Source organism: Dactylosporangium salmoneum (genome assembly GCF_039532525.1).
GTDB classification, from domain to species: Bacteria; Actinomycetota; Actinomycetes; order Mycobacteriales; family Micromonosporaceae; genus Dactylosporangium; species Dactylosporangium salmoneum.
The window spans coordinates 1-17,315 of sequence record NZ_BAAARV010000142.1 but is presented as its reverse complement, the minus strand read 5'-3'; the positions used below and the strand labels follow the sequence as shown (position 1 = coordinate 17,315).

Here is a 17,315-nt window from a genome sequence, read left to right as displayed (position 1 = left end):
TCACACCACCCTGCTCACGTGACGGGGACGAGGCCCGCGACGATGCCGCTGAACGTCACGCCGAACGTGATGCCGGTGACGATCGTCGTGGCCATGATGGTGGCCGGCGGCGGCTGACGCACGAGCTGGTAGGCGATGAGGCCCGGCGCGACGAAGCCGAGGGTCTGGTGGGCGAAGAGCAGCGGCAGGTCGCGCTGCACGATGACGAACAGGGTCAGCTGCAGGAAGACGCTGAGCAGCACGATGGCGGCGAACAGGCGCTTGCCGTACAGGATCACGAAGCGGCGCAGCAGCATGGTGAGCAGGTAGGTCACCACGGTCATCACCACCACGATGGCCGCCTGGAGCGGGTCCTCGATGAGGGCCAGCGCGATCCAGCCGGGGGTGATCATGCCGCCCGGCGAGAGGTTGGTGGTGAGGTAGCACAGCAGCGCGAACACCAGCCCGATGCCCAGGCAGGCGGTCGAGAGCTGAGCGCTGAGCTCGCCTCCGAAGATCATCGACGAACCCTTCCAGGGGGTGCGGCGCGGAGCTCGGTCCGCTGCCCGGGGATGGCGGGGGTGCGCAGCATCGGCGGGAGCGCCCGCTGCCGGTCGTCCGGCGCCCAGCTGGGCAGCGAGGCGAGCTCGTGGAGGAGCACCTCGCCCTGGCCGTGGATGTTGCCGACGGCGACGATCGACGAGTCGGGCGCCGTGGCGTTGAGCACGCCGTCCAGCAGGGCCTCGGGCGTGAGCTTCGCGCCGAGATCGACCACGCGGTCCTGCAGGTCGGGCGGGATGGCGTTGCGGGCGCTGCGGGTCGGCTCGCCGATGATGACGATCCGGTCGGGGCGGACCTCGCCGCACAGGGCGCCCATCTGGCCGTTGCGCTCGATCCGGTCGGGCCGGCAGTTGATCACCATGGTCAGCGGCCGGTCGATGAGCCCCTGCCGCTGCAGCTGCTGGATGTTCATGAGGGTCGACGCGGGATCGTTGGCGGCGAACACGTTGGCGAAGCGGACCCGCTTGTCGCCGGCCGCCACCCGGACCACCGACAGCACGCCCGGGTCGGGCGGGGCGTCCCACATGCCGGCCAGGGCGCTGCGCCGGTCGACGCCGAGCAGCGCGGCCACCTCGAGGGCGATGGCGACGTTCTCCTTGAACGTGATCCAGCCGAAGCCGGCCATCTCGGCGTCGCTGACCGACTCCGGGTCCACGGCGACGAGGCGGCACTTGCGCTTGTCCGCCTCCTGCTGCAGGATCGCGAGCCGCTCCTGCTCGGCCGTGACGCAGACGCCGCCGACCGGCATGGACAGGCTCAGCGAACGGGCGACGTCGTCGAGCGTCGGGCCCATCTCGGCGAGGTGGTCCTCGCGGACGTTGCACAGCACGCCGATGGTGGAGCGGATGAGCTTCGTCTGGTTGACCTCCTGCAGCGCGGGCATCACGGCCATGCACTCGATGACGAGCGCGTCCGGGTGGTAGGCGGCGGCCCGCCGTACGATCCCGATCTGCTCCACGACGTTGGCGATGCCGAACTTGCGGTGCACCGGCTCCTCGCTGGCGTCGGGGAAGATGAACCGGGCGGCGGTGCCGGTCGTCTTGGCCACGACGTGCATCCCGCCGCCGCGCAGCGCGCCGGCGCACAGGCGGGTGATCGAGCTCTTGCCGCGGATGCCGTTGACCAGCACCCGGTTCGGGATCTTGTCCAGGTTGCGGTAGTGGTTGCGCTGCTCGATGATGCCGGCGACGAGCACCGTCACGCAGCACAGCGAGAACACGGCGTAGAGATACAGCACGTCAGACCTTCGCGGCTTTGCCGGCGCCGCGCTGCGTGGGGAAGCGCGGGTACACGGCGGTGAAGTCGTCCTCGGAGCCGCGCAGGCGGATGGCGCCGCCGAAGCGCACGGAGCCGGTGTGCCGGACCTGCCGGCAGATCTCCAGGCACATCGCGATCGCCCCCACGTCGTCGTGGCGCTGCGGCGGTACCGGATCGTCGAACTCGCCGCCGCGAATGCGCTCGGCCGCCATCGCGAGGCGCCGCAGCGGCCAGACGAAGATGAAGAACTGCCACGCGAAGGTGAGCGCGAGGATGCCGACCACGGCCGCCGAGACGAGCAGCGTCCAGCGGTTCATGACCACCTGCGGCAGCTGCAGCGACACCGGGTTGCGCTCGACGACCACCACCCACTCCAGGTGGGCCACCGACGGCGGGTTGGTCAGCCCGGCCGCGGCCAGCAGCGTCGGCTGGCCGCCGGTGGTGCGCTGGCCGCGGACGGTGCCGCCGGCCAGGGCGTCGATCGCGACCGCCCGCACGGCGTCGCCGGACAGCGGCTGGAACGCCTGGTAGCCGGTGGAGTCCAGCACGGTGCGCAGCTGGGAGTCGACCACCCGGGCCCGCCCGTCGTTGCGCCGCATCACGCCGAGCAGGTAGTCGATGTCGAACTCGCCGACCACGCTGTACCCGCTGTCGAGCAGGCGGAAGGCGTAGATGACGGGCAGCCGCCGCACCTGCGGGTCGATGCGGACGCCGGCCTCGCCCGGCACCGGCTGCGGGGAGCGCAGCGACTTCCGGCCGGCCGACTTGACCACGGCGCCCGTGCGGTCGACGAGGTACATGCCCCGGAACCGGTACTCGTCGGCCAGCCCCTTCTCGAGGATCGAGCCGTACTTGGCCGGGTCGGCCTTGGCGTTGCCGAGCGCCACCCGGTCGACGGTCTGCTGGCCGGCGTCGAGGGCGTTGGCGAAGACGTTGCCGACCGCCTCGGCCCGGCTCTCCTCGTCGTAGAAGAGCTGCTCGGGCAGCTTCGGCTGGGGCGCGCGGACCGTCGTGCCGATCGCGACCGCGGGCCAGGCGAGGGCGACCAGGGCGGCGAGGGCAAGGCCCTGCATGGTGCTCGGCCGCCACCGCTTGCCGCGCAGCCCGGCGCCGGAGACGACGGCGAGGGCCTGGGCGATCCGGAACGCCTCCCGGGTGCGCAGGGTGCGGCGGGTGGCCGTGAACACGCCGCAGGCGTCGGCCTTGGCCTGGGCCAGCAGCATCCGGACCGGCGCGACCAGGAACGCGCGCATGAGCAGGAACGCGAGGAAGGCCACCAGGAGCAGGCTCGCGCCGAGGACGACGCCGTGGCGCAGCGAGGTGCCGCCGGTGACCCCGGCGACGATGACCGAGACGACCACGATGCCGGTGTCGCCGATCGGGGCCGAGGAGACCACCAGCTGCCGGTCCGGCCACTCCTTGACCATGACCGCGTGGCTCTGGCTGCGTTGCGAGCCGGCCAGACCGGCGAGGACCTGCGACAGGTGCGCGGAGTCGACCGCGCTCACGCCCTGCATGAGGGTGGCCGCGCCGTCCGGGGTGATCATGAAGACGCCGTGCCGGGCGCTCGGGTTGAGCCGGAGGTTGCGCATGAGCAGCGGTTCGAGCGCCACCAGGGTCCGCTGGCCGTCGAGTGCGGCGATCTTCAGTAGTGCCGGGCCGTCGGCGGTGAGGACGGCGACGGTGGCCTCCGCGGGCAACGGGTTGGGCAGCACCTCGGGCGGGATCACCACCCCGTTGGCGGCCACCGACTGCCGCGTGGCGGTCTGCAGGATCGCCGCCCCGCTCCAGGTCACCCGGTCACTGACGACCTTGGACAGCAGCGCGGCGTCGGCCGGGACCGGCGGCTTGCGCAGGCCGTCGATGACCCGGTCGAGGTCGGTGCCGGCCCGGGTGGCGCTGATGTTCATGGTGCGGGCGACCTCGGAGACGACGTCGCGCTGCGAGTCCTGGACCGCGCGGGGCACTCCGCCGCGGTCGTAGACGGCGAAGCCGAAGATGGCCGCGGCGGCGATGAGCATCGTCGCGCAGAGGTACACCAGTGACGGCGCACCGGAGCCGGCCGGGAAGGCCGCCTCCGGCAGCTGCTGTTCGAGGGCCCGGCCCCGCCAGGCGATGAGCTGCCCGGACTCGGGATCGGCCGTCGACACGGGAGGAACACCAGCCACTTCGACCCTCCCTCAGCCGACGGCCCATCCAAAACCGGCGGTGACTATAACAACGCCGCGGCGCCGCGAGGAAGCGCCCAAGATCAACTGCGCACGGCCCCGACGGAGGGTGATGCGACGGCCGCGCCGCGTACGATCAGCCCCGCGTCGCCGGCCCCGCGGGTCAGCAGATGCCCCTGGATGCGGCCCACAGCAGCCTCGTAGATCCGCCGGCGCCCGGCCGGCAGCGCCGGGTCGGCCAGTGCCCGCTCCAGGTCGACCACCCGGATGTCGGGGTTGAGGTCGACGTAGGTCGGGATCGCTTCGACCGCCGCGACCGTCCACCGCTTGGGCTGGGCGGCAGGCGTGAACGTGAAGCGGATCATCACGCCCTCGCGGTTGTCGTTGATCGGCTCCTCGTGCCGGGCGATCTGGTTGCCCATGCCGTAGACGATCCATTTGCCGCCGACCTTCTCGACCGGCTGCACGACGTGGGCGTAGTGGCCGAAGACGGCGTCGACGTCGGGCAGCGCGGCGACCTGGCGCGCCCAGGTCTGCTGGTCGACGTCGGGCTCGTGGACGTACTCCGTGCCCCAGTGCAGGCTGACCAGGACGATCTCGGCGCCGGCCGCCCGGGCCACCTTGGCGTCCGCCTCGATCTTGGCCGGGTCGATGAGGTTGGCGATCCACTCCTGGCCGGCGAGCCGGTCGATGCCGTTGAAGTACTTCGAGTACGCCAGGTGCGCCACCTTCACGCCCTTGACGTCGTAGATCATCGGCTTCTTCGCCTCTTCGGCGCTGCGGAAGCTGCCGGCGTGGCCGAGCCCGGCCTGGTCGAAGGCGTCCAGGGTGCGCTTGACGCCGTCGTAGCCCTGGTCGATGGTGTGGTCGGAGTCGGTCGAGCAACCCTCGTAGCCGGTCGCCTTGATCGCCGGCACGATCTGCGGCGGCACGCTGAAGCGCGGGAACCCGTCGTACGGCCCGCCGGCCGGGGCCAGTGGCGTCTCCATGTGGCAGATCGCGAGGTCGGACTGCTCGATCGCGGTCCTGACCCCGGCGAGCATCGGGGCGAAGTCCATCGCGCTCCCGCCGCCGTCGCGCAGCGCCTGCGCCCAGAGGTCGGGGTGCAGCAGGATGTCGCCCGCGCCGATCACCGAGATCGCGCGCCCCGGCACGGCGACCGGCGAGCCGAGCGGCCGCGGCGTGCCCGTCTCCGGCGCCTCGACCTGGGACCACGGCCCGATCCGGTACACCCCGAAGGCAGCGGCCGCCACCACGATGACGACACCGAGGTAGCCCCACAGGGGGCGGCGCGATCGGGTCTTCTGCACCGCGCCAGGCTAGAGGAATCGCTATGCGTGCTCGAACGGGGTGGTCGTGGCGAGGCGGGCGAAGCCGAGCCGCTCCAGGATCGGGCGGCTGTCGTCGGAGGCGTCGACCTGCAGGTACCGGTAGCCGGCCGCGGCGGCCTGGGCGGCGCGGTGGGCGACCAGGGCGCGGAACACGCCCTTGCCGCGCCAGTCCGGCACGGTACCGCCGCCCCAGATACTGGCGAAGGCGGTGCCCGGGTGCAGCTCGATCCGGCCGGCGCAGATCGGGCGCTCGCCGGCCATGGCCACGACGGCCTTGACCGTGTCGGGCCGGGTCAGCACGTGCCGGCCGATGACGGAGTGGTCGCCGCCGAAGACCTCGTCGTGCACGCGCACGAGCAGGTCGGCCTCGCGCTCGCCGGTGACCGGGACCAGGCGCACGCCCTCGGGCGGCTCCGGGTGTTGGGGCAGGGCGGCGACCTCGGCCACGAGCAGGGTCTCCGGCGGGCCGGGCTCGAAGCCGGCGGCGAGCAGGCGGTCGGCCAGGTCGGGCGGGGCGTCGTGGGAGTACCACTTCCACTCCCACGGCAGCCCGGCGGCGGCGAACCGGGCGATCTGGGCCGCGATGGCCTCCCCGGCGTCCCGTCCGGCGAGGTCGGCCCAGGTGATGCCGGTCCAGCCGCCGCCGGACGACACCACGCGCACCACGCCGGGCTCGCGCTCCACGACGGCGCCGGGGCCCTCCTGCGGGTGCCGGCGGATCTCGCGGTCGAAGCGGGCCAGGATCTCCTCGACGTTCATGGGACCAGCCGACACCCGCTGCGGCCGGCGGCGCAACCCAATTCGGCGACAACGGCCTGGACCCCTATGTAGAGTTGCGATAGAGTCCCCTCATGCGCATGACCGTCACCACCGCGCGGGTGCTCGCCGCCCTGCTCACGGACCCCGGCGCGGACCGCTACGGGCTGGAGCTCATGCAGGCGACCGGCCTGGCCAGCGGCACGCTGTATCCGATCCTGCACCGGCTGCAAGACGCCGGATGGCTCGCCGCCGAGTGGGAGGACGTCGATCCCGTGGCGGCCGGGCGCCCGGCCCGCCGCTTCTACCGGCTCACCATCGACGGGGTGGAGTCGGCCCGCCTGGCCCTCGCCGAGCTGCGCCGCCAGACGTCGGTGCCGGGCGCCCAGGGCTCCGCGAGGCCGGCGTGGTGACCCGCAGGGCGACCGCGGCGCTGCTGCGGTTCGCGGCGCGCCGGTGGCCCGAGCGGCTGCGGGAGGAGCTGCTGCGCGAGTGGGGCGCGGAGGCGCACGTGCTGGGCGGGCGGGGACGGCGCTGGGCGATGCTGCGGTACGCCGGGAGCCTCGCGATCGCCCGCCCCGCCCGGGAGCCGGCGTCCGCGCTGCAGCACCTGCGCAACGGCTGGCCCGGCGCCCGGCTGGTCCTGGTCGGCCCGCTGCTGGTCATGCTGATGCTGGTGCTCAGCCTGAAAGCGAGCTGGGCGGCTGTGAACGCCCTGCCGATGGGCTTCACGGCGGCGATGCGGCTGTACACCCCGGCCACCACGGCGATGTGCCTGCTCGCCGCGGTACTGCTGGCGCTGGTCGGGCGCCACTGGAGCCTGCCTGGCCGGCCGGTCCTGGTGCTCGCCGCGGTCACCCTGGCCCCGCTGGCGCTGGTCGTGCTGCTCGAGGCGCGACAGGGCCCGCCGATGAAGCTCGCCCTGCACGGCCCGGCCAACGCGGTGTACTTCCTCGGCCTCGGCCTCCTGCACGCCTGGACCGGCAGCCGAGCCCGCGCCGGCCGGCGCCGCACGGCCTGGCTGCTGGCCGTCCTCGGCGCCGCCGTGCTGGCCGACGTCGCGGTGATGGTGCTGATGCTGCGCTCCGATCCGGCCCCGGCGCTGTCGGGCGCACCGCAGTGGTGGACGTACTCGCTGACCGGCCGCGCCTTCGGGCTGTCGAACTGGGACGCCTTCAGCGTGGGCGACCTGACCGAGCTCGACTCGTGGACGCAGCTGCTCTTCACCGGCTTCGCCATCGGCGCCGCCCTGGGCCGGCCGGCGGCCGGGGCGGGAGGCCGGGCGCCGGCGCGCCCCGGCCGCCCGGACATCGCGCCCGGCCACTCCTGAGTCCGGCCGGCGACCGTCAGGCGCGGTGGGCGCCCCTGCGCGGCGGCCGCCCGGACATCGCGCCCGGCCACTCCTGAGTCCGGCCGGCGACCGTCAGGCGCGGTGGGCGCCCCTGCGCGACACCAGCGGGACCAGGGCGAGCACCAGGCCCGCCACGGCGACGCCGGTGACGAGGTTGACGCCGGGGTGGAACTGGGTGAAGCTCCCGCCGCCCGCCGGGGCGTCGGCGGTGACGAGGGCGGTCACCAGGGCCAGGATCAGCGCGGCGCCGACCTGGCCCGAGGTCTGCACCAGGCCGGAGGCCAGGCCCTGCTCGTCGTCGGCGATGCCGTCGGTGGCCTGGGCCATGATCGCGCTGAAGCCGAAGGCGAAGCCGCCGCCCAGCAGCAGCATCGTCGGCAGGGTGGTGACCAGGTAGTGCGGGGCGGACCCCGCGGTGAGCAGGAACCAGCCGTAGCCGAGGCTCAGCGAGAGCATCGAGCCGGCGATGAGCGGGGCCGTGCCGTACCGCGTGACGAGCCGCCCCACGAACGGCGAGCCGACGGCCACCAGCAGGCCGGCCGGCAGCAGGGCCAGGGCCATCCGCAGCGGCGACCAGTGCAGGACGTTCTGCAGGTACAGCGTCATCATGAACTGGAAGCTCAGGTACGAGCCGAAGAGCGCCACCAGGCCGAGGTTGGCCCGCACGACGGCGCCCACGCGCAGGATGCCGAGCCGGATCAGCGGGTGCCGAACCCGCCGCTCGACCGCCACGAAGCCGGCCAGCAGGGCCACCGCCGCGAAGGCGAACGCCAGCGTGAGCGGGTCGAGCCAGCCGCGGGCGGGGGCCGAGACCACCGTGTACACCGCCAGGAGCATGCCGCCGACCAGCGTCGCGGCGCCGGCCAGGTCGTGCCCGCCCTCGGCGGCCGGGCGGTCGCGCGGGATGAGCGCGATGCCGGCGGCCAGGGCGGCGATCGCCACCGGGACCGGGGTGAGGAACGTCAGGCGCCAGCCGAAGCTGGTGAGCAGGCCGCCGAGGATGAGGCCGGAGGAGTACCCGCTGGCCCCGAAGACCGAGAAGACCGACAGCGCGCGGTTGCGGGCCGGGCCCTCGCGGAACGTGGTGGTCAGGATCGACAGGGCGGTCGGCGCGGTGAACGCCGCCGCGACGCCCTTCACGAACCGGGTCGCGACGAGCAGGCCGCCGTCGTCGACCAGCCCGCCGATGAGGGAGGCGACGGCGAAGACGCCGAGCGCGACCAGGAAGACGCGGCGCCGGCCCAGCAGGTCGGCGGTGCGCCCGCCGAGCAGGAGCAGGCCGCCGTAGCCCAGCACGTAGCCGTTGACGATCCACTGCAGCGACGTGGTGGACAGGCCGAGCTCGGCCCCGATCGAGGGCAGGGCCACGCCGACCATGGACGCGTCGAGGCCGTCGAGGAACATCACGCCACACAGCACCGCCAGCACGCCCCAGAGTCGTGGAGTCCAGACCCGCTCTGCCGCCCGTGGCGCCTTGGTGAGTGTCATAGTCACGCCGGGAGACACTAGATGCGTGTGCATTCAATGTCCATGCACTAGTTACCCGTACATTTAATGCAGATGCAATCGCTGTCCATGGGGAGTAGGATGCCGCCCGTGAGGTCCGAAGGAGCCCTGATCGAGCGCTGGCGCTCCCTGCTGACCAGTTACAACGAGGTCGCGGGGCACCTTGAGCGGGCCCTGCAGGAGCGGCACGGCCTGACGCTGAGCGAGTTCGAGATCCTCGACCGTCTCAGCGAGCAGGAGTGTGAGAAGCGACGCATGCAGGATCTCGCCGCGGACATGTACCTCAGCCAGAGCGCCCTGTCCCGCGCGGTCGCCCGGCTGGAGAAGCACGGGCTCGTCACCCGGGCCATGTGCGAGACCGACCGCCGCGGCGTCTACGTCCACCTCTCCCCCGAGGGCCTGAACCGCCGCACGGCCGCCCGCGAGACGCACCTGCGGGTCCTGGCCGAGCACCTGCAGCCCGCCTGACGGGCCCGGCGGCGCAACACGACCGCCCCGCCGCCGTGGATCAGGAACGCTCCGCCGCCGAACGGCTCGCGGGCGCGCCGCGCGAGCCCGCCCAGATCACCGCGGCGGCCACCGCAACGCAGGCCAGGGCGCCGAGCGCGAGCTCCGCCGGGCGGTGGACGATCCACTGTGGAATGTCGCGCACCGGCACCGCGACCGCGCCGGCGAAGGCGCCGAGCAGGCCCAGGTACGAGCCGGTCATGAAGCGCTGGTGGGTCCGCACGCGGCCGGTGAGCGCCGCCCACAGGCCGATGCTCAGGGTGACGAAGGTGAACGCCGACAGGCCGTGAATCCAGCTGAAGTGGCCGGGGTTCAGCGAGCGGATGGCGAAGGAGCTGAGGATCACGAAGTACATCGCGCCGACCCAGACCCGGCCGGCCATCCGGTGCGCACGGTCGCCGCGGGCCCGGCGCAGCAGGTTGTACGCGCCGAGCAGCAGCGCGACCGTGGCGGCCGCGGCGTGCAGCGGGATAACAACGTTATCTGCCATAACACTGTTATAGTCCTGGGCGTGGCGAACGTCAACACCGAGCTCACGGGGCGTCTGGTCGACGCGGCGGCGCGCATCCTCGTCGAGGACGGGCCGGGCGGGCTGTCGCTGCGCAAGGTCGCGGCGGCGGCCGGGGTGTCGACGATGCCGGTGTACACGCTCTTCGGCGACAAACAGGGCCTGCTCGACGCCATGCACCGGGAGGGCTTCCGCCGCCTCGGGGCCGCCCTGGCCGCGGCGCCGCGCACCGACGACGCGCTGGCCGACCTGGGGGCGCTCGGCCTGGCCTACCGCGACGCCGCGCTGGCCAGCCCGCACCTGTACGGCCTGATGTTCACCGGCGGCTTCGGCCACACGGAGGCGGCCGACGCGACGTACCGGCCCCTGGTGGCCGCGGTCGCCCGCTGCCAGGCCGCCGAGGTCTTCACCGGCGACGATCCGGAGCCGGTCGCGCTGCACCTGTGGGCCCTCGCCCACGGCCTGGTGAGCCTGGAGCTCGCCGGAAAGATCACCGGGGAGTCGTACGCCGAACAGCTCGGCTACGCGGGCCTGGCGTTCCTGCGCCGTTAGCCCGGGCGGCCGCCCCGGCGGCGATAGTAGGAGTGCACGGCGTCCTGGCCCGTGTAGTTGGGACCCGCCGTGGCGTCGGCGCCCAGGTACTCGTAGGGCAGCGTCACGTCGCCCCGGTCGTCGCGGCCGATCCGGCGGCGGCGCCCGTCGTAGCTGAACCCCGCCTCGCGCAGGTCCGTGGCCAGGCGCCGGCCGGCGGGGGCGCCGGCGGCCAGGCGTACCTCGGCCAGATCCAGGTCGGCGACCAGCCGGCCGCCGTCGGTCAGCCATCCGGCCGCGCGGGCCAGCAGGCCGAGCTTGTCGCCGACGTAGTGCAGGCCGTGAACGCTGGTGATGAGGTCGTAGCGCCGGGCGGGGACCCACTCGAGCACCGGCGCGACGGTCAGCCGCAGCCACGGCACGTCGGGGGCCGGGTCGAAGGCGTCGACGAGGTCGACGCCCTCGACCAGCACCCGGTCGGCCACGCCCGCCTCGTGCAGCCGGCCGGCCGCCTGGATCAGCGCGCGGCCGGAGCCGCAGCACAGGTCGAGCCAGGCGACCGTGTCCGGCGCGCCGGTGACGCGCAGCAGGGCGGCCAGCACGTCGACCGGGTTGAAGCCCAGCTCGCGCTCGTAGCTGTTGATCCCGGCGAGCTGCCGGTCGCGGTTCATCGCGGAGTTCGCCACCACTGCCGATCCGGCGAGGGCGTCGTCGTCGAGCAGAGGAGGCACCGCGACATGATCCCAGTTAATGCCGGTGGCGGGAACCCCCATGATCGTCGCCACCCTTGTCGTCGGCGCCGTGACCGCCGTGGTCGTCCCCGGCCGGGTCGTCCGCGCCGTGCCCGCCGCGGTCGTCGCCCGCCAGGTCGTCGGCGCCGTGCCCGCCACGGTCGTCGCCCGCCAGGTCGTCGGCGCCGTTGCCGCCACGGTCGTCGCCGGGCGGGTCGTCGGCGCCGTTGCCACCCCGGTTGCCGCCGTGATCGTCCACAGTGGGCATCGTCGTCGGCGAGTGCGTGCCGTGGTCGTCAGCGGACTGGCTCGCCGAGGGGGAGGCGGGCGGGCTCGCCGAGGCGGAAGCGGACGGGCTCGCCGTGGGGGAAGCGGACGGGCCGTGGGAGCCGCGGTCGTCGAGCACCACCTGGCCGGGGTTGTCGTCGTGGCGGCCGGGGCCGCTCGCCGCCAGGGCCGTCCCGCCGATCGCCAGGACGGCAGCGGTCGTGGTGCCGAGGATGATGAGTCTGCGCATGGTGCCGTACACCTTCCGTCGCGTGTTGCTTGTGCGACCAACGGTGCCGGGGCTTGCGTCAACGGGATCCTGGCGCACTCCTAACGATCCGTTAAGAACGATCGAGCGCTGCACGTAGCAGGGATTTCAGCGTCGAGGAGGAGAGCGAACCGCCTCAGTTATCAGCACTAGGCACAAGTTCCGCAAGAAGAATGCGGGCCCGGGGGTGCGCCAACACCCGCCGAGGCCCTTGATCCCGACCCTCCCAAGAAGGGCAAGGACCTATGCTCATCCTCCCCGACCCCATAGAAGCCGCGCACTGCGGGCCGTGTGCGCGGACAACCCGATCGTCGACCTGGCCGAGCAGGCGTTGCGCGCCTCGGCGACACCGCCGAGAGCGCCGCTGAGATGCTGCCGATGTGGCGGCACATCGACGGCCTGTCGCCCCGCGAGTGCCGCGCCGTCATCGCCCGGTTCGTGCCGGACGAGCCCGGGCCCACGCCGACCGCGGCCGCGAAGATACCCGCCGTCGCCAACGCCCTGCACGTGCCCGGCCGCTGCGTCACCCGGAGCAACGCCGTGGCGCTGCTCGAACTCACCGTCGTGCAGCTGAGCGCCGCCGAGCGGGCCGCGGTGCTCAAGGCGTTCCGCTCGAGGTGTTTCCTGGCACCGGCCGCCACATGGCACGCCGCCGGCCGTGCCCGGCGCACGGTGCGCCTGCGGCCGTCCGGCGGTATACGTCGACCTCACCGAGCACCCGGGCGAGGTCGCCACGTGCGGGCAGCACGACGGGACCGCGCAGTGACGGCCCAGGGCGCGCACCCGTCCTGATGCGACCAGACGCATGGCGGCCTGCCGACGCACGGCGGGCAGATCGGCGCTGACCTCGAACTGGGCAGCGGCATGGTGGTCGGGGTGTACCTGTCCCGTGCCGGCGACGGGCCGACCCGGGTGGACCTCCTGGAGCACGCCGACGAGGAGACGTCGCTCACCGGGCTGTCCATCGTCGAGGCGTCGATCCTGCGCGACCTGCTCGACGAGGCGCTCGGCACAGTGGCCCGAGAGGCGTGCCCGGCGTGCGCACAATGCGTACCCGGGCCCGCACTCGCGGACGATCGGCTGAGGTCGCTCCGGGTTTGGCTGCGCAACACTTCGGCGATGACCGACACTCCGCCCTCCGTCCCGTACGTCCCCGGCAGCACGGGAGCCATGCCCGCGCAGGGCTTCCCGCCCATGGCTCCGCCGATGGGGCGTCCGCCTGTCCCCGGGCCGAATCCGGGCGGGAAGGGCGGCGGCCGTGCGGTCATCTTCGGCGTGATCGGCCTGGTCGTGGGGCTGGCCATCGGCGGCTGTATCGGCGCGGCGGCCGCCTCGGGCACGAATAACAGCCCGGCCAGCTCCGTCGACGCTGCGAAACCTGCTGCAACCACTGTCTATGTCACAGTGACCGCCGCGGCGCCAACCACGGCCCCGGCGCCAACCACGGCCGCGGCGCCAACGCCCGCCGCGACAACCGCCGCCGCGCCGCCGCCGGCCGCACCGACGATCGACGACGGCACCTGGACGGTCGGCGAGGACTTCCCGGCCGGCACCTACAAGACCACCGGCGCCGGGGACAGCTGCTACTGGGCAATCTACAAGTCTGGCACGAACCAGAGCTTCGACTCCATGGTGGATAACCACCTCGGCGGCGGGAACCTGCGGGTGACCGTGAAGGCCGGCCAGGACTTCGAGACCAAGCGATGCGGGGTGTGGAGCAAGGTTGGGTGAACCGCGCACCCCGCCGAGCGGTCCCAGGAGCGCACAATAGACGGCCCGGCTCCCCGAGTGGGGCCGGGCCGCTTCCGTCGCGTGTGGCCGCGGTCAGCCGCGGTTGCTCCGCAACACGCGCACCGGGTCATTGCCGCGCAGGCCAATCGCCCGGCGGATCGCACGTAGCACCCATCCGCGACCTCGCCGTCAGCGCGAGGCGTCACAGTAGCCTCAGCACCACCTAACGATCCGTTAAGAGCTCCAGGGTCACCCGGGCGCCGGCGATGCTCATGCGGCCGCCGGTGGATTCCGCGGTACGGCGGGCGATGTCCAGGCCCAGGCCGGTCGAGCCGCCGCCGCTCGTGCCGCGCGCGGACGCCGCCGGGTCGATGCCCGGCCCCTCGTCCGCGACGACCAGCTCGGCGCCGCCGGGGACGGCGCGCAGCGTGACCGACAGGCCCACGCCCTCGTCGGTGTGCGCGAAGACGTTGCCCAGCAGGGCGTCCACGGCGGCGGCGAGGTCGGGCGCGGACGCCGCGACCGGCAGCGGGCCCGGGTCCAGCGCGGCGCGCACGGGCCGGGCCTGGTCCTCGGCGAGCACGGCCCAGAACGCAACCCGCTCGGCGACCACGGCGGCGGCGTCGCACGAGGGTGCGTCCCGCTCGCGGCGGGCGTCCTCGATGACCGCGGTGAGCGCGCGGTCCAGGGCCGCCACGTGCGCGAGCATCCGCGCCGCGTCGGCCGGGTCGGCGAGGCCCTCGGCGTCCAGGCGCAGCGCGGTCATCGGCGTGCGCATGCGGTGCGACAGGTCGGCCGCGGCCTCGCGCTCCTGGCGCAGCAGGTCGCGGATCCGCGCGGCGAGGCGGTTGAGGGCGGTCGCGACCGCGCGCACCTCCGGCGGACCGTCGCCGGGCCGGGCGCGGCGCTCGAGGTCCCCGGCGGACAGCCCCTCGGAGACCGCGGCCAGGTCCCGGATCGGCCGGACCACGGCGACCGCGAGCCGGTCGGCGACGGCCAGGCCGAGCAGCAGCAGGCCGGCCCCGACGACCGCGAGCACCAGCCAGGACCGGCTCACGCCGCGGCGCAGGTCCCGTTCGGGCACGAACGAGCGCACGACCGCAGTGCCGCCCGGCAGCCCCTGCACCGCCACCACGATCTCCCGGCCGCCCGGGTGGGCCACGGTGAAGCTGCCCCCCTGGGCGGCCAGGCGCACCGCGGGCGTCGGCGCGACCGCGGCCCCGACCGCGCTGCCGTCGGGCAGGAACACGGTCACCGGGTGCGCATCGTCCACATTGGCCTGTTCGACGCTGAGCCGCAGCGACCGGGGGTCGGCGGTGCCGACGAGCACGCCGAGCGCCTGCGCCTGGGTCTTCGCGGCGCCGACCGCGCGGTCCTCGGCGGCGGCCCGCAGCAGCAGGGCCAGCGGCACCAGGAACGCCACGAGCACCAGCACCATGGCCGCGCTGACCAGCAGCGCGAGCCGCCGCCTCACGGGGTGGCCCCGAAGCGGACGCCGACGCGGCGCACGGTGTGGATGCGGCGCGGCTCCTGCGCGGTCTCGCCGAGCTTGCGGCGCAGCCACGACAGGTGCACGTCGACGGTCTTGTCGGCCGCCGTGTACGGCACCTGCCACACCTCGGTGAGCAGTTCCCGCTTCGACACGACCTCCCCGGCCCGGCCCACGAGGAAGTACAGCAGGTCGAACTCCCGCGGGGTCAGGTCGAGCGCGGCGCCCTCCAGCGTGGCGGTGCGCGAGCGCGGGTCGACCCGCACCCCGTCGGCCTCGACCGCGGGGTCGCGCTCCTCGGCGGGCCTGGTGGTGCGGCGCAGCACCGCGCGGATGCGGGCGTCGATCTGGTCGGCGCCGTAGGGCTTCACGACGTAGTCGTCGGCGCCGGCGTCGAGGGCCCGCACCATCTCGCCCTCGGTGCGCCGCGCGGTCGCCACGATCACCGGCACCTGGCTGATCGCCCGCAGCATCCGCAGCACCTCCCGGCCGTCGAGGTCGGGCAGGCCGAGATCCAGCAGTACCACGTCCGGCGCCTCCGCGACGACCAGCCTGAGCCCGTCCAGCGCCGTCCCGGCCGGCACCACGACGTGCCCGCGACCCGCCAGCGCGCGCACGATGCCGGTGCGGATCGTCGCGTCGTCCTCCACGATCAGCACCTTCGCCATATGGGGAGGTTAACCATTCGTTAGCGTTGCCCGGCGGAGACTATGGGGCATGAGGATGCGTTGGCCCCTGGCGGTGCTCGCGTGGCTGGCCACGGCGGCACTGGCCACGGCGGCCTCGATCGGCGCGGTGAACACGGTGCGGGCGGGCCTGTTCGGGCCGTCCGACCAGGCACTTCGCGAGTCGGAGGTGGAGGCGGATGTCTCACCTGTGCCGGCGGCATCGCCAACACCCCCGGCCTCCGCGTCTCCCGCCCCGGGTTCGGTGACGCCCACCGCCGCCACCCGCGCGCTGGCGACCGGCGGCGGCAGCCTCGTCGCCTCCTGTGCCGACGGCCAGGCGACCCTCGTGTCGTGGATCCCCGGGGCGGGCTTCGAGGCCGACCACGTGGTCCGCGGGCCGGCGCCGGCGGCGTCGCTGCGCTTCAAGGCGCGCTCGGGCGGCGGGCAGTACCGTGCGCAGGTCACGTGCGTCTCCGGCGAGCCCACGCTGACCGTCGGCGGGGACGACGACTGACAGGGGTGGGGCGGGCGTTGTACGCTTGCCCGCGATGCTGACCTACGAACGCAGATCGGGGGTCCCGTCCGTCGAAGTGGCGTGCTGATGCACACCTTCGACGCCGACGGCGTAGACCGCCTTCTCCTGTGGCTGCGGACGCGCGAGTTCGCCGTGCCGCCGCCGATGATCGAACACGCCGCCGCGCGCCGGGCCGCCGGGGACTGGGGCGGGGCGTGTGCCGCCGCCCGGGTCGACGTCGACCTCAACCTGCGGCGGCTGGCCCGGGACCGCGGGGGCGACCTCGCCGGACGGGTACGGGCCGACCTCAGACACCTCGCACCCGACCTGTTGCGCTGGCACATGCCGCGCATCGCCCCGGACGGGCTGCTGCGCCCGGGGCTGACCGTGGCGCTCGCCCGGTACGGGCCCCGGGACGGCCCCCGGGACGGCCCCCGGGACGGCCCCCGGGACGGGCCCGCCCTCCACCTCGTCGCGCGGACGCCGCCCGCCTGGGCCGCGGCCGGGCAGCGGATCAGCCTCGCGCTGTGGGAGGGGCGCCCGTCCGGGCCGCACCCGCACCCCCGGCCCGACCGGCATTTCCGGCTCGACCTGCACCGGCACCTGTGGGACGCGCGCCGCGCGGGCGAGCTCGCCGAGCGCCTCGGCGGACCGGCCCGCTGGGCGGCCGAGGCGGCCGTCCTGCGCGCCACCGAGCCCGCGCCCGGCGACGGCGTGCTGGTGCGGCTCGGCGGCGGGCGGTGGCTGCGGCTGCGCCGGGACGGGGTCACCGAGCCGGCCCGGCGGCGCGATGCCCGGCTGCCCGTGCTGCCCCACGCGGCCACGTGGGTGCCGCCCGACCTCGAGCTGCTGCGGGCCGGCCTGATCGACGCGGCGGCGCTGCACCCGCTCGTCGCCGCCGCGCTGTCGCCCGGGGCCACGGCCACGCCGGCAACGGCGGTGCCCGCGGACGGGGAGCGGATCGTCGAGTGCCGGGGTGAACGGCACCGGCTCGGGTTCGTCGGCGGGGTCCTCGTCGCCCTCGACCACGGGCCGGAGCAGCTGCGGCGGGAGGAGCTGCTCGTCGCGCTCGGCGGGCCGCCGCTGCCCTGCCTGCAGGCGATCGACGCGGCGCACCGCCGGCCGGCGTGCCTCGACGACGTCACCGCGCGGCTCGCGCTCGGCGACGCCGACGCGGCGCTCGCCGCGGTCG

19 protein-coding genes are annotated in these 17,315 nt (G+C 74.3%); 8 read left to right on the top strand and 11 right to left on the bottom strand.

Features of this window, described 5'->3' with window-relative positions; all coding sequences use genetic code 11:
• Positions 1 to 14 precede the first annotated feature (14 nt).
• The 5 genes from ABD352_RS55300 to ABD352_RS55280 form a co-directional block, all read right to left on the bottom strand.
• On the bottom strand, positions 15 to 500 hold the full coding sequence (locus tag ABD352_RS55300) for a poly-gamma-glutamate biosynthesis protein PgsC/CapC (protein WP_344620744.1): 486 nt from the start codon (positions 498 to 500) through the stop codon (positions 15 to 17).
• Positions 497 to 1,777, bottom strand: coding sequence for a poly-gamma-glutamate synthase PgsB (gene pgsB, locus ABD352_RS55295; RefSeq protein ID WP_344620743.1), 1,281 nt, complete (start codon positions 1,775 to 1,777; stop codon positions 497 to 499). Before pgsB ends, ABD352_RS55300 begins: the two co-directional genes overlap by 4 nt.
• A gap of 1 nt (position 1,778) precedes the next feature.
• Positions 1,779 to 3,965, bottom strand: coding sequence for a HAMP domain-containing protein (locus ABD352_RS55290; protein ID WP_344620742.1), 2,187 nt, complete (start codon positions 3,963 to 3,965; stop codon positions 1,779 to 1,781).
• Between the two features lie 83 nt (positions 3,966 to 4,048).
• Positions 4,049 to 5,275 carry a CapA family protein gene (locus tag ABD352_RS55285; protein WP_344620741.1) on the bottom strand — a complete coding sequence of 409 codons (1,227 nt, stop codon included), beginning with the start codon at positions 5,273 to 5,275 and terminating at the stop codon, positions 4,049 to 4,051.
• A gap of 21 nt (positions 5,276 to 5,296) precedes the next feature.
• Positions 5,297 to 6,055: a GNAT family N-acetyltransferase gene (locus ABD352_RS55280; RefSeq protein WP_344620740.1), complete on the bottom strand. Its 759-nt coding sequence runs from the start codon at positions 6,053 to 6,055 to the stop codon at positions 5,297 to 5,299.
• 92 nt (positions 6,056 to 6,147) lie between these two features.
• Here ABD352_RS55280 and ABD352_RS55275 point away from each other — a divergent pair, with 92 nt between their 5' ends.
• Both ABD352_RS55275 and ABD352_RS55270 read left to right on the top strand, forming a co-directional pair.
• Positions 6,148 to 6,465 (top strand): PadR family transcriptional regulator, encoded by a 318-nt coding sequence (locus ABD352_RS55275; protein WP_344620739.1) that lies wholly within the window; start codon positions 6,148 to 6,150, stop codon positions 6,463 to 6,465.
• On the top strand, positions 6,459 to 7,382 hold the full coding sequence (locus ABD352_RS55270; protein WP_344620738.1) for a hypothetical protein: 924 nt from the start codon (positions 6,459 to 6,461) through the stop codon (positions 7,380 to 7,382). Before ABD352_RS55275 ends, ABD352_RS55270 begins: the two co-directional genes overlap by 7 nt.
• A 93-nt stretch (positions 7,383 to 7,475) precedes the next feature.
• On the opposite strand, the gene ABD352_RS55265 is transcribed toward ABD352_RS55270, so the two are convergent.
• Positions 7,476 to 8,891 carry an MFS transporter gene (locus ABD352_RS55265; RefSeq protein WP_344620917.1) on the bottom strand — a complete coding sequence of 472 codons (1,416 nt, stop codon included), beginning with the start codon at positions 8,889 to 8,891 and terminating at the stop codon, positions 7,476 to 7,478.
• Positions 8,892 to 8,990: 99 nt separating this feature from the next.
• Between ABD352_RS55265 and ABD352_RS55260 the strand changes: the two genes are divergently transcribed.
• Positions 8,991 to 9,377 carry a MarR family winged helix-turn-helix transcriptional regulator gene (locus ABD352_RS55260; protein WP_425554002.1) on the top strand — a complete coding sequence of 129 codons (387 nt, stop codon included), beginning with the start codon at positions 8,991 to 8,993 and terminating at the stop codon, positions 9,375 to 9,377.
• 40 nt (positions 9,378 to 9,417) lie between these two features.
• Here ABD352_RS55260 and ABD352_RS55255 read toward each other — a convergent pair whose 3' ends face one another.
• Positions 9,418 to 9,906, bottom strand: a complete 489-nt coding sequence (locus tag ABD352_RS55255; protein WP_344620736.1) for a DUF2306 domain-containing protein — start codon at positions 9,904 to 9,906, stop codon at positions 9,418 to 9,420.
• Between the two features lie 21 nt (positions 9,907 to 9,927).
• On the opposite strand from ABD352_RS55255, the gene ABD352_RS55250 reads away from it, so the two are divergent.
• Entirely contained in the window at positions 9,928 to 10,476 is a 549-nt protein-coding gene (locus ABD352_RS55250) for a TetR/AcrR family transcriptional regulator (protein ID WP_344620735.1), read from the top strand.
• Here ABD352_RS55250 and ABD352_RS55245 read toward each other — a convergent pair.
• Both ABD352_RS55245 and ABD352_RS55240 read right to left on the bottom strand, forming a co-directional pair.
• Positions 10,473 to 11,186 (bottom strand): class I SAM-dependent methyltransferase, encoded by a 714-nt coding sequence (locus ABD352_RS55245; protein WP_344620734.1) that lies wholly within the window; start codon positions 11,184 to 11,186, stop codon positions 10,473 to 10,475. The two genes, ABD352_RS55250 and ABD352_RS55245, sit on opposite strands and share 4 nt — an antisense overlap.
• Positions 11,187 to 11,202: 16 nt before the next feature.
• A complete protein-coding gene (locus ABD352_RS55240) occupies positions 11,203 to 11,703 on the bottom strand; it encodes a hypothetical protein (RefSeq protein WP_344620733.1) in 501 nt (166 codons plus the stop codon).
• Between the two features lie 396 nt (positions 11,704 to 12,099).
• On the opposite strand from ABD352_RS55240, the gene ABD352_RS55235 reads away from it, so the two are divergent.
• Entirely contained in the window at positions 12,100 to 12,513 is a 414-nt protein-coding gene (locus ABD352_RS55235) for a hypothetical protein (protein ID WP_344620732.1), read from the top strand.
• 120 nt (positions 12,514 to 12,633) lie between these two features.
• Complete coding sequence (locus tag ABD352_RS55230; RefSeq protein ID WP_344620731.1) at positions 12,634 to 13,452, top strand: Rv1352/Rv1906c domain-containing protein; 819 nt, start codon at positions 12,634 to 12,636, stop codon at positions 13,450 to 13,452.
• 223 nt (positions 13,453 to 13,675) lie between these two features.
• Here ABD352_RS55230 and ABD352_RS55225 read toward each other — a convergent pair whose 3' ends face one another.
• Both ABD352_RS55225 and ABD352_RS55220 read right to left on the bottom strand, forming a co-directional pair.
• Positions 13,676 to 14,926, bottom strand: coding sequence for a sensor histidine kinase (locus ABD352_RS55225; RefSeq protein ID WP_344620730.1), 1,251 nt, complete (start codon positions 14,924 to 14,926; stop codon positions 13,676 to 13,678).
• Positions 14,923 to 15,609: a response regulator transcription factor gene (locus tag ABD352_RS55220; RefSeq protein WP_344620729.1), complete on the bottom strand. Its 687-nt coding sequence runs from the start codon at positions 15,607 to 15,609 to the stop codon at positions 14,923 to 14,925. Before ABD352_RS55220 ends, ABD352_RS55225 begins: the two co-directional genes overlap by 4 nt.
• Positions 15,610 to 15,658: 49 nt before the next feature.
• Here ABD352_RS55220 and ABD352_RS55215 point away from each other — a divergent pair, with 49 nt between their 5' ends.
• Positions 15,659 to 16,123 (top strand): hypothetical protein, encoded by a 465-nt coding sequence (locus tag ABD352_RS55215; protein ID WP_344620728.1) that lies wholly within the window; start codon positions 15,659 to 15,661, stop codon positions 16,121 to 16,123.
• 87 nt (positions 16,124 to 16,210) lie between these two features.
• Positions 16,211 to 17,315, top strand: a 1,105-nt coding sequence (locus ABD352_RS55210; protein ID WP_344620727.1) for a serine/threonine-protein kinase, incomplete at its 3' end; no start/stop codon positions are given.

Bases quoted from the DNA above. Each gene is read 5' to 3' on its own strand.
- ABD352_RS55280 (WP_344620740.1), bottom strand. From the start codon at position 6,055: ATGAACGTCGAGGAGATCCTGGCCCGCTTCGACCGCGAGATCCGCCGG.
- ABD352_RS55255 (WP_344620736.1), bottom strand. From the start codon at position 9,906: ATGGCAGATAACGTTGTTATCCCGCTGCACGCCGCGGCCGCCACGGTC.
- ABD352_RS55260 (WP_425554002.1), top strand. From the start codon at position 8,991: ATGCCGCCCGTGAGGTCCGAAGGAGCCCTGATCGAGCGCTGGCGCTCC.
- ABD352_RS55275 (WP_344620739.1), top strand. From the start codon at position 6,148: ATGCGCATGACCGTCACCACCGCGCGGGTGCTCGCCGCCCTGCTCACG.
- ABD352_RS55265 (WP_344620917.1), bottom strand. From the start codon at position 8,891: ATGACACTCACCAAGGCGCCACGGGCGGCAGAGCGGGTCTGGACTCCA.
- ABD352_RS55235 (WP_344620732.1), top strand. From the start codon at position 12,100: ATGTGGCGGCACATCGACGGCCTGTCGCCCCGCGAGTGCCGCGCCGTC.
- ABD352_RS55215 (WP_344620728.1), top strand. From the start codon at position 15,659: ATGAGGATGCGTTGGCCCCTGGCGGTGCTCGCGTGGCTGGCCACGGCG.
- ABD352_RS55300 (WP_344620744.1), bottom strand. From the start codon at position 500: ATGATCTTCGGAGGCGAGCTCAGCGCTCAGCTCTCGACCGCCTGCCTG.
- ABD352_RS55240 (WP_344620733.1), bottom strand. From the start codon at position 11,703: ATGCGCAGACTCATCATCCTCGGCACCACGACCGCTGCCGTCCTGGCG.
- ABD352_RS55220 (WP_344620729.1), bottom strand. From the start codon at position 15,609: ATGGCGAAGGTGCTGATCGTGGAGGACGACGCGACGATCCGCACCGGC.